General features: G+C 27.3%; 10 protein-coding genes and 1 other RNA gene. 4 read left to right on the top strand and 7 right to left on the bottom strand.

From position 1 onward, the window contains the following. The first annotated feature begins 363 nt into the window (after positions 1–363). The gene (locus Q1J78_RS00205) at positions 364–1605 is read left to right on the top strand and encodes an MGDG synthase family glycosyltransferase (RefSeq protein WP_300278676.1); all 1242 of its coding nucleotides are present in this window, start codon (positions 364–366) and stop codon (positions 1603–1605) included. A gap of 67 nt (positions 1606–1672) precedes the next feature. Here the strand turns inward: Q1J78_RS00205 and Q1J78_RS00200 are convergent, their stop codons facing one another. The 5 genes from Q1J78_RS00200 to ffs all read right to left on the bottom strand — a co-directional run bounded on the left by Q1J78_RS00200 (position 1673) and on the right by ffs (position 5021). After that, entirely contained in the window at positions 1673–1867 is a 195-nt protein-coding gene (locus Q1J78_RS00200) for a hypothetical protein (RefSeq protein WP_300278673.1), read from the bottom strand. Further along, the gene (recR, locus tag Q1J78_RS00195) at positions 1867–2466 is read right to left on the bottom strand and encodes a recombination mediator RecR (RefSeq protein ID WP_300278670.1); all 600 of its coding nucleotides are present in this window, start codon (positions 2464–2466) and stop codon (positions 1867–1869) included. Before recR ends, Q1J78_RS00200 begins: the two co-directional genes overlap by 1 nt. Before the next feature lie 10 nt (positions 2467–2476). Continuing rightward, positions 2477–2824, bottom strand: coding sequence for a YbaB/EbfC family nucleoid-associated protein (locus tag Q1J78_RS00190; protein ID WP_300278667.1), 348 nt, complete (start codon positions 2822–2824; stop codon positions 2477–2479). A 182-nt stretch (positions 2825–3006) separates the two neighbouring features. Beyond that, complete coding sequence (gene dnaX / locus Q1J78_RS00185; RefSeq protein WP_300278664.1) at positions 3007–4674, bottom strand: DNA polymerase III subunit gamma/tau; 1668 nt, start codon at positions 4672–4674, stop codon at positions 3007–3009. A gap of 81 nt (positions 4675–4755) precedes the next feature. After that, positions 4756–5021, bottom strand: an RNA gene (gene ffs, locus Q1J78_RS00180) — signal recognition particle sRNA large type. Positions 5022–5335: 314 nt separating this feature from the next. Here ffs and Q1J78_RS00175 point away from each other — a divergent pair. From Q1J78_RS00175 to panC, 3 genes are read left to right on the top strand one after another with little or no spacing between them, the layout of a single operon-like run. Further along, entirely contained in the window at positions 5336–6226 is an 891-nt protein-coding gene (locus Q1J78_RS00175; protein WP_300278661.1) for a Rossmann-like and DUF2520 domain-containing protein, read from the top strand. Beyond that, positions 6226–7053: a 3-methyl-2-oxobutanoate hydroxymethyltransferase gene (panB, locus tag Q1J78_RS00170; protein WP_300278659.1), complete on the top strand. Its 828-nt coding sequence runs from the start codon at positions 6226–6228 to the stop codon at positions 7051–7053. Before Q1J78_RS00175 ends, panB begins: the two co-directional genes overlap by 1 nt. 24 nt (positions 7054–7077) lie before the next feature. Beyond that, positions 7078–7923: a pantoate--beta-alanine ligase gene (panC, locus tag Q1J78_RS00165; protein WP_300278658.1), complete on the top strand. Its 846-nt coding sequence runs from the start codon at positions 7078–7080 to the stop codon at positions 7921–7923. 321 nt (positions 7924–8244) lie between these two features. Here the strand turns inward: panC and Q1J78_RS08660 are convergent, their stop codons facing one another. Both Q1J78_RS08660 and Q1J78_RS00150 read right to left on the bottom strand, forming a co-directional pair. Next, the gene (locus Q1J78_RS08660; RefSeq protein ID WP_330683260.1) at positions 8245–9390 is read right to left on the bottom strand and encodes a deaminase; all 1146 of its coding nucleotides are present in this window, start codon (positions 9388–9390) and stop codon (positions 8245–8247) included. Positions 9391–9702: 312 nt separating this feature from the next. Next, positions 9703–10641, bottom strand: a 939-nt coding sequence (locus Q1J78_RS00150) for a cell wall-binding repeat-containing protein (protein WP_300278657.1), incomplete at its 5' end; no start/stop codon positions are given.

Raw genomic sequence — 10641 nt, 5'->3', positions numbered from 1 at the left:
CTAAATATATCTGCTGTTCAGTTTTCAAAGTTCATTTTAATCTTTCGATTTTCTCTTTTGTTTCTTGCCCTCTCTCAAGGACAAGTATTATATTACCATCTCATTAATAAAAGGTCAACACTTTTTTAAAAAAATATTTTAAAATTTTAAAAAAGCTTTAGATAAACTTTTTATTTATTTTATTTTTTTATTTTATAATTATTTCCAATATGATATTTCATTCATATTACTTGTATTTTTTTTATTATTGTATTAGATTAATATTAAAATAATACAATAAATAAAAGAATAAATCTCATAATTTTAATTAATTAGAAAATGATTCTTTAAAAATAATCTATTTGCTTAAATTAGGAGGATTTTATGAAAAAAGTACTTATTATGTCGGCTTCTACTGGTGGCGGCCATAATCGTGCGGCTAAAGCCATTCAAGAAGACCTTGAATTAAAATTTATAAATGGCGAACCTGTTGAATGTAAGATTATAGACAGCTTAAAATTAATAAATAATTTCACTGATAAAGTTATTTCTAGAGGATATGAAAAATCAGCTATGTACACTCCAGAAGCATATGGAAGTATATATAGATTATCTGATACTCAACTTGTATCAAAAAATGAATATAAAGATAATCCTTTAATATCTTTATTAGCAAAAAAATTAAAAACATTAATATTAGAAGAAAATCCAGATTTAATTATAGGAACACATCCTTTTCCAATGATTGCTTTATCAAAATTAAAAAAAATATCAAATGAGAAAAAGGTACATTCATCTTCTAATAAAATTTCTGAAGAATACTCTAGCTTATTTCACTGGAATGAAGAGCCAGTAGCAGTTCCTCCTCTTATTTCCATACTTACTGATTATACTGTCCACTCTACACACATACAAAATGAAATAGATTACTATATAGTAGGTCATGAATATGTTAAGGAACTTTTAGTTTCTGAAGGTGCTGAACCTGAAAGAATAAAAGCGTATGGAATCCCAGTTGAAAAATCTTTTTTACTTAATCGAGATAAAGAAACTGTTTTAAAAGAATTAAATCTATCAACAGATAAAAAGACAATTGTATTAATGGGTGGAAGTTTTGGGGCTGGAAATATAAAAGAAACTTTAGAAGAATTAATTCAAATTGACAGAGATTTTCAAATCTTAGTTATTACAGGTAGAAACAAATCATTAAAAGAAAAAATAGAAAAAAAATTAGCTAATTATGAGTGCGAAAAAAATATACAAGTGTTAGGCTTTACTGATAAAATGAATGATATATTATCTGCAGTAGACTTTATAGTTACAAAACCTGGTGGTCTTACTACTACTGAAACACTTTTAAAAGGTGTTCCTATGATTGTTCCTTACTATATTCCTGGACAAGAAGAAGAAAATTTAGATTTTTTATCTAATTGTGGTGCTGTAATTAGAGTTACTAAAAAATATACACTTTCTGTATTATTAAAAGTTTTATTGGATCACCCAGAAAGAGTAGAACTTCTCAAAAAAAATATTTCTTCTATAAAAAAGGTCAACTCTGCTCAGAATATAGCAAATTTATCAAAAGAAATAATGGAAAATCAAGATTTTATAAACAATAATAAATAAAACTTGATTTTTATACATACAAACATGAAAAAGGACTAAACTTTAAAAGTTAGTCCTTCTTTTATTATTATTTATTCTCAGGTTCATAAAAATCTTCTTCATAATCATATTGATAATTTTTAACATTGTTTCTAAATGAACCCTCTACATTTTTATATTTTTTCTTTGAAGATATTTTCTGCTTTGGTTTATTCACTCTTTTTTTAGTAATTAAATCCATAGCAAGTCCTTCATCAAAATCATATTCTTTATCGATATTCATTATATCTCTCTTCTTCCTTCAAGTGCTTTTGATATTGTAACCTCATCTGCATATTCAAGATCCCCACCAACAGGAAGACCATGTGCTATTCTAGTAACTTTTATTCCCATTGGTTTTACAAGTCTTGCTATATACATAGCTGTTGCCTCTCCCTCAACTGTAGGATTAGTTGCCATTATAATTTCTTTAACATCTTGATTCGAAAGCCTTACTAAAAGCTCTTTTATCTTTATCATATCTGGCCCAACACCATCCATTGGAGATATAACTCCATGAAGAACATGATACATTCCATTATAATCTTTTGTTCTTTCCATAGCTGCTACATCTCTTGGATCTTCAACAACGCAAATTACACTTTTATCTCTATTTTTATTAGCACACATGCTGCATGGATCAGTATCTGTTATATTACAACAGATTGAACAATACCTAATTTCTTTTTTTGCATCTATAATAGCTTTAGCTAATGATTCTACATCATTATTATTCATATTTATAACATGAAAAGCCAATCTTTGTGCTGTTTTTCTACCCACTCCAGGTAGTTTTGAAAATTCTTCAATTAATCTAGTGATTGGTTCTGTATATGCTTGCATACTATCTCACCTAGAATAATCCTGGTATATTCATTCCACCTGTTAGTTTATTCATCTGATTAGCTTGAAGATTATCTATATTTCTAAGAGCTTCATTAACTGCACTTAATACTAAATCTTCTAGCATTTCTACATCATCAGGATCTACAACTTCTTCTTTTATATTTATAGATACTACTTCTTTTTTACCATTAACTTTTACAGTAACAGCACCTCCACCAACTGATGCTTCTACTTCTTTTTCCTCTAACTCTTTTTGTGCTTTTGCCATATCTTCTTGCATCTTTTGAGCTTGTTTAAGCATCTTGTTCATATTCATGCCGCCCATTCCACCCATTGGGAATCCTTTTTTTGCCATTATACTTTCCTCCTATTAATAAAACAATTATTTATTTTATATTATTATATTCTATGTAAGTCGAAAAAATCGACAATACTGATTTAATTATAATTTATTTTATTACTTATCAAAAATTTAATCAATAGAATAAAATCTTTGATAAATCTTCTATAATAATCATCATATATTTTCTATAAATATTATATTTCTTTATCAGAACCTTCCTTTATCTCTATAATATCTGAAGAAACAATTCTTTTTAATATTTCCTCTCCCTTATCAGATTCTTTCTCAATTTCCATATTTATATTATCTGCTTCTGATTCTAAAATGATTTTAACAGAGAAATTTTTATGTACTACACTTTTTATAACATTTTCTATATACTCTAAATTTCCATGTTCTGTTAAACTTTTTTTGGCAAAAGCAAATTTTTCACCAAAAATTATATATAAAACTCCATTATGTTCTTTTATATTTTTCTTTTCTAATAACATAGCTCTAACAGGCATTTTTCTATCTTTTTTCATTGTATCTAATACCTTGTCCCAAAGCCGCTCTATCTTATTTAAATCTTCACTTTTCATTTCTTCATATTTTTTCTTTTTGTTATCAGAACTTTTTTTATCTACATCTACTTTTTTAGAATCAATATCATTTCTTTTATCTTCTTTTTTATCTTTTTCATCTATATTTTTAGAATTAATAGTTATATTTCCACTTTCTATAATTTGTTCTAGATACTTAACTCTCTCTTCTAAAGCTTGTTTACTAGTATCGTATATAGGTTTAATAGTTTTTATTATACCAACTTCAAATATAGTTCTCTTGTCTATTGCATATTTTAAATTATTTTGCACTTCTGACAATATATTTATTATTCTTATTATATTATCTATATCAGTGTTTTTAATACTATTTTTCATTTTTTCAAACTCATCATCTGATACAGATATAATATTTTTTGCATTTTCTTTTGCTGCTAAACAAATCATAAGACTTCTCATATGCTCTATTAATTCTGAAGATAAAATTTCTATATCTTTACCACTAGATATAAATGAGTCGATTTTTTGAAGAGCTTCAGATACTTTGTGATTTATAATATCATCTGCCAATCCAAATATTTCATCTATATTTACAATTCCAAGTATTTCTACAACATCATCATATTTTAAATAATTTTCACCAAATAAAATACATCTATCTAAAATACTAAGTGCATCTCTAAGAGCTCCTTGAGAATTTCTTGCTATTACAGAAAGTGCATCTTCTTCAACCTCTACTCCTTCTTTTGAGCATATATATCTCATTCTATCTTTCATTTCTTCTATAGTAATTCTTTTAAAATCAAATCTTTGACATCTTGAAAGTACTGTCGGTATCATTTTATTTGGTTCTGTTGTAGCAAATATAAATACAACATATTCAGGAGGTTCTTCTATTGTTTTTAAAAGAGCGTTACTAGCACCTTTTGAAAGCATATGTGCTTCATCTATTATATATACTTTATATTTAGAATTTGTTGGAGTGTATTTTACACTTTCCCTAATTTCTCTTACATCGTCTACACTATTATTTGATGCAGCATCAATTTCAAAAATATCAACTGTACTATCATTTATTATTGCTCTACAAGATTCACATTCATTACAAGGTTCTCCATCTTTAGGATTTAAACAATTTACAGCTCTTGCAAATATTTTTGCAGCAGTTGTTTTACCTGTACCTCTTGTTCCACTAAACATATATGCATGAGCAATATTTCCAGATATTATCTCATTTTTCAAAGTTCTTACTATATGCTCTTGTCCTACCACATCAGAAAATTTTTGAGGTCTATACTCTCTATATAATGCTTTATGCATATATTTCAACTCCTTTGTAACTTTATAAATACTATAAAAAAAATCCCTTCTTTCAAAGGGATTTGCTATTAAAAAAATAAGCTGTACACCATCTATCGTCTTTTCCTCAAAGCCGTTGCTCTAGTACTCAGCTCAGCCAAGGCTTCCCTAGGTCACATAAAAGTGATCGCTTACCGCTGCTTCCTTCCGGATCTGACGGGATTCACGAGCTTCCATTGCCCAGGACCTGAGCGTCAACACTAAGTTAAAAGAGACTGCACTTCAATTACAAATCCTCCAGATGGAATTCAACCCTGCTATAGCGGATTGCAGGTTACAGGGTGCCGCTACCTCCCCATCTAGTACAGCAAAATTATAACCATATTTATTTTTTTAATAATATTATAAATATAATATTATTAAGAATTACTATACTATGATAGCACAAAGGTTTGTTTTCATCAAGTAAAAAATATATTCTTCATTTTTCTTAATTTATAAAAAATATATATTCAAATACTATTGTATACAGCATACTTTTTATAATTCAATCTTGTTATTGAATGGTTATGGTGCTAAAATGTTAGTTGGATAGTATCTATATTATAGAACTGTACCTATTTTTAAGCATTAATTTTCTGAAAGTCAGGATTTGGATCACACTATTTTGGAGGTGATACCATTGTCTATTGGATTTATTGGTCCTGGTAAAGTGGGCGTTTCACTTGCTAGGTATTTTAGCTACAAAAATATAGAGATTTCTGGGTTTTATGGACATAATCCAAAATCTTTAAAAGAAGCATGTAATTTAACAAACTCAACAATTTTTTTAGACTTAAAAAATTTAATTACTGAAAGTAATATTATAGTAATAACAACTCCTGATGATACTATTTCAGAAATAAACAAACAAATTTCAAAATATAATCTGACTGGAAAATCTATATTCCATACAAGTGGTTCTCTTTCGTCAGATATTCTTTCTAGTGCAGAAAATTCAGGTGCATCAATCTATTCTATACATCCAATGTTTGCCTTTTCAAATAAATTCACAGATTTAGAAAAATTAAATAACATATATTTTTCTGTAGAAGGGAAAAATGTAGATAGTAATTCAGATATTATTAAATTTATGAATTCTTTGGGAAATAAGTATTTTATTAGAGATTCTAATTCTTCTGCTAAATATCATTTAGCAAATGTAATTGTTTCTAATTTAGCACTTTCTTTATTTAATATTGGAATTGAATATCTACAAGATTTAGGTCTTTCTGAAAAAGATTCTTTTGAGGCTTTATATCCTTTAATACTGGGAAATATAGAAAATATAAAAAATAAAGGTTTTAATCTTTCTCTTACAGGACCTGTTTCAAGAGGAGATATTTCACCTGTAGAAAAACATCTATCTGTTTTGAAAGATAAAGATATTGAAATTTATAAAAATCTTTCTATGAATTTATTGAATTTAAAAGCTAAAAGGGAGTTTGGAAATAATGAAGACTCTTTTGTTAAACTTTTAAATTCATCAGAAAAATTTGGCAAAATTTATAAAATACTCGGAGGAATAGAATAATGAAAAATACTGTTTTATCATTTAAAAAAGCAAAAGAAGACGGTAAAAAACTAAGTATGTTAACTGCTTATGATTATTCAATGGCTAAAATAATAGATAGTTGTGGAATAAATGGTATCTTAGTTGGTGATTCACTTGGTATGGTTATAAAAGGTGATGAGGATACTCTTTCAGTAACTGTAGAAGACATTATTTACCATACTAAAGCAGTTAAAAAAGGTGCTAAAAATGCACTTATTGTAGGTGATATGCCTTTTCTTTCTTATCATGTATCTATTGAAGATGCTGTAAGAAATGCAGGCAGAATTATAAAAGAAGGTGGTGCACATGCTGTTAAACTTGAAGGTGGTGCAACTGTAGTTAATCAAGTAAAAGCAATTGTCGATGCTCAGATTCCTGTTATGGGTCATCTAGGACTTACTCCTCAATCTATAAATGCTTTTGGAGGATTTAAAGTTCAGGGAAAAACTGAAGAAGCTGCAAGAAAATTAATTGAAGATGCTAAGTTACTTGAAAAAGCTGGTGCTTTCTCTATTGTTCTTGAAGGAGTTCCTGCTGCTATAGCAAAATTAATAACTGAAGCTGTTTCAATCCCTACTATCGGTATTGGTGCTGGTGTCGATTGTGATGGGCAAATACTTGTTTATCAAGATATGCTTGGAATGTTTGATGATTTTGTACCTAAATTCGTTAAACAATATGCTAATACAGGGAAAATAATGAGAGATGCTATAACAGAATATATAGATGAAGTAGAAAATTGTTCATTCCCTGAGCAAAAACATACTTTCAAAATAGATGAAGATGAATTAAAAAAACTTTATTAATAAATTATGATTGGAGATTATAAAATGTTAGTTAATACAATAAAAGAAGTTAGAGAACAAGTAAAAGCTTGGAGAAAAGAAGGTCTTTCTATAGGTTATGTACCTACTATGGGATTTCTTCATGAAGGGCATAAATCTTTAATAGAAAAAGCTGTTTCAGAAAATGATAGAGTTGTAGTTAGTGTTTTTGTAAACCCAACTCAATTTGGACCTAATGAAGATTTTGAAGATTATCCAAGAGATATAGAAAAAGATTATGCTTTTTGTACAGAAGCAGGAGCCAATTTAGTATTTAATCCAGAACCAGAAGAAATGTATTTTCCAGATAAATGTACTACTGTAAATGTTGAAGGTTTATCTAAAGGTTTATGTGGAGCAAAAAGACCAGTTCATTTTGGAGGAGTTTGTCTTGTTGTTTCTAAGTTTTTAAATATAGTTACTCCTGATAGAGCTTATTTTGGAGAAAAAGATGCTCAACAGTTAGCTATAATAAAAAGAATGGTAAGAGACCTTAGTATAGATGTTGAAATAATAGGATGCCCTATAGTAAGAGAAAATGATGGACTTGCTAAAAGTTCTAGAAATACTTATCTTTCTGAAGATGAAAGAAAAGCTGCTTTAGTTCTTAGTAGAAGTTTAAAAAAAGCAAATGAGGCTATGGAAAATGGCTTAAGATGCACTAAAGAAATAAAAAATATTATAGAATCAGAAATAAATGCTGAACCTTTAGCTAAAGCAGACTATATAGAAATTGTAGATAGTGAAACTCTACAACCAGTAGAATCTGTAGAAAAAAATGTTTTAGTAGCAATTGCAGTATTTATAGGAAAAACTAGACTTATAGATAATTTTACTTTTAGACTAAACTAATATTTTCTATAATTTTTCATATTTAATATATATTTTTATATAAATTTTTTATATTTAGACTTTAAAAAGAGATAATATTTGAATGTTGAAATTTCAATACTATCTCTTTTTTATTTGTTTTATCCAATACCTATATTTTATTTACATTTTCCTTTTTTATGTGTTATAATGTATTAGTATTATTTTATACAACTCTTTTTTATTTCTTTTCTCAAAGCTCCGGGAATTTCCACATAATTTTCCTGGGGCTTTTTATTTGCATTTTTTAATTACTTTTTATCAATAATTTAATCTTTATATATCTATATTACCTTATTTTTGTTATCTTAATTTTTTAAAAAAGTCGGTAAGCATTTTTGCACAATCTTTTTCCATAATACCATATTTATATTTAACCTTAGAATCTTCAAAGAATTCCTTTTTAAATTCTGATTGTTTTTCTATCTTTTCATTTTTTACTCTTTTAGCTCCTATTACAACATCTCTAATTCTAGAATTTACTATTGCACCACAACACATTATACATGGCTCCATTGTTACATACATTTTACAACCAAAAAGGCGCCATCCACCTAAATTTTTTGTAGCATCTTTAATTGCTAGTATTTCAGAATGAGCAGTTGCATCATTTAAATACTCAGTCAAATTATGTCCTCTTCCAACTATCTTTCCATCTTTAACAATTATTGCTCCTATTGGTGTTTCTTCTTTCTTATATGCTTTTTTAGCCTCTCTAAGAGCTTCTCTCATAAAATATTCATCATCTGTCATTTCTGTTACCATTCTTACATACTCTCTATCGTATTCACAAAAATCATTTGTATGTATAAGGAATTTATCTCCAACTTCATATTGTTCCATACCATCTTGATTTGAAATAGCTACAACTTCTGCTTCAACTGTGTCTGATATACCAAATACACAATCTTTATATTCTTTTTCATCCATTTTTACAATTTTTGCTACTTCTTCATTTGGTTTAAATTTTGTACTATCATCTACCTTATATCTATATACTTCGCATATTTCATTATCTATAAATCCTCCATCAACTATATGTTCTGTTATTTGATTTATAAAACTTATATTTTTTTCTTCTGCTATTATTCCTGCTTCTTCTGAAATTTCTCTTTTTAATGCTGAAAATTCGTCTTCTCCAGAATCTATATGTCCACCTACCATAACTCCATATAACCCTGGATAACTTTTATACATTGCTCTTTGTTGAAAGTAACAATTTTTTCCATCTTCTTTATCTTCTTCAAACCAACAATGTATCACTTTATGTAGATATCCTTTCTTATGAATTTCACCTCTTGTTTTAGATCCTATTATTTCACCATTTTCATTATATATATCTAAAATCTCATTATTTTTAAATTCGATTTCTATATTTGTTTTATATTTTTTCTCTTTATTACTTTTTGCCATATCAAATGATATAACTCTTTCTTTTTCTTTGTACAATTTTATTCACACCTTTTCTGTTTATAGTTTATTTTCTTTTAAAATTTTATCCACTTATCCACTGTTTCATTTGGGATTTTTCATTATTATTCACATATTAGTTCTTATTTTATATTAATTTAGTACTTTCTTTTAATTTTAGATTAGTTTAAATTAAAGATTATTTCAATACTCTTTGTGGATTATTTTTATATTCAAAATAAATTTATCCTTATTTATTCATCTTTATTCTTTAATACTTATTATTAATATAGTCCACAAAATAAAAAAGAGAGAAATTAATCTCTCTTTTTCTATCTTAAATTTATATACTTAATATAAATTTAATTCTATTATATTTTTTATATCATATAATACTTTATCGCTTATTGCATTTACTCCACCTATTAATGTTGCTCTTTTTATTTTTGACTCTTTTGTATAGTTTTCTACAACTTTTGGTAAAGTATCTCTTTTAACTAGAAGTACTGGTGCTTCTTTTCTTCCAGCATAGTTTCCTGCTATTAACGCATCTGGGAAGTCTTCTCCTGTTGCATATACTCCTAGTTTTGATTCAGGATATGATTCTTCTGCTATTACTGTTGATGTTTCATATCTATCTTTTCCACCATATCTTAATAATATTTTTGCTCCATTATAAACATTTGAATTTTCCTTATTTCCTTTTATTATAGAAAATCCTTTGTGTATCTGATTTTCAACATCTTTTGATATAGCTTCATTAAGTCCAGCTATTTTTATTGTTTCTATATCCCATTGAGCTAATGCTTTTTTTGTATACATTGGAATTAAATCTTTTTTTGTAAGAAGTATCGGTGCATTGTCTTTTACTGCCATTGATGTCATTGATAATGCATCTGGATAATTTTCTCCTGATGCAAGTTCTGCTATATTTTTATTTCCTTTTTCTCTTATTTTTATAGCTATTTTTCTTGCTGTGTCATATCTATCCTTTCCATCAAATCTATGTATTGAATAACCCATATTTGATAGTCTATCCACTACTTTTTTAGATACTGCTTCATATCCACCGCTTATATATATTTTCTTAGCTCCTAATCTTTCTATTTCTTTTAATATTTTTTCTGGTAATTTATCTTTATATGTAAATAGTGATGATGCTTTTATCTGTACTGCAAATGGATTTGCTGTAAGTACATCTGTATATCTTTCACAGTTTGCAAGTACTACTGAATCTGTTCCATTTGGATATAAATCTTTACTTGCATCTATTGATGTATCTATTCTATC

It is taken from the genome of Peptacetobacter sp. (assembly GCF_029264495.1).
In the GTDB taxonomy this organism is placed as follows: Bacteria; Bacillota; Clostridia; order Peptostreptococcales; family Peptostreptococcaceae; genus Peptacetobacter.
This window is presented reverse-complemented; position numbering and strand designations above follow the sequence as displayed.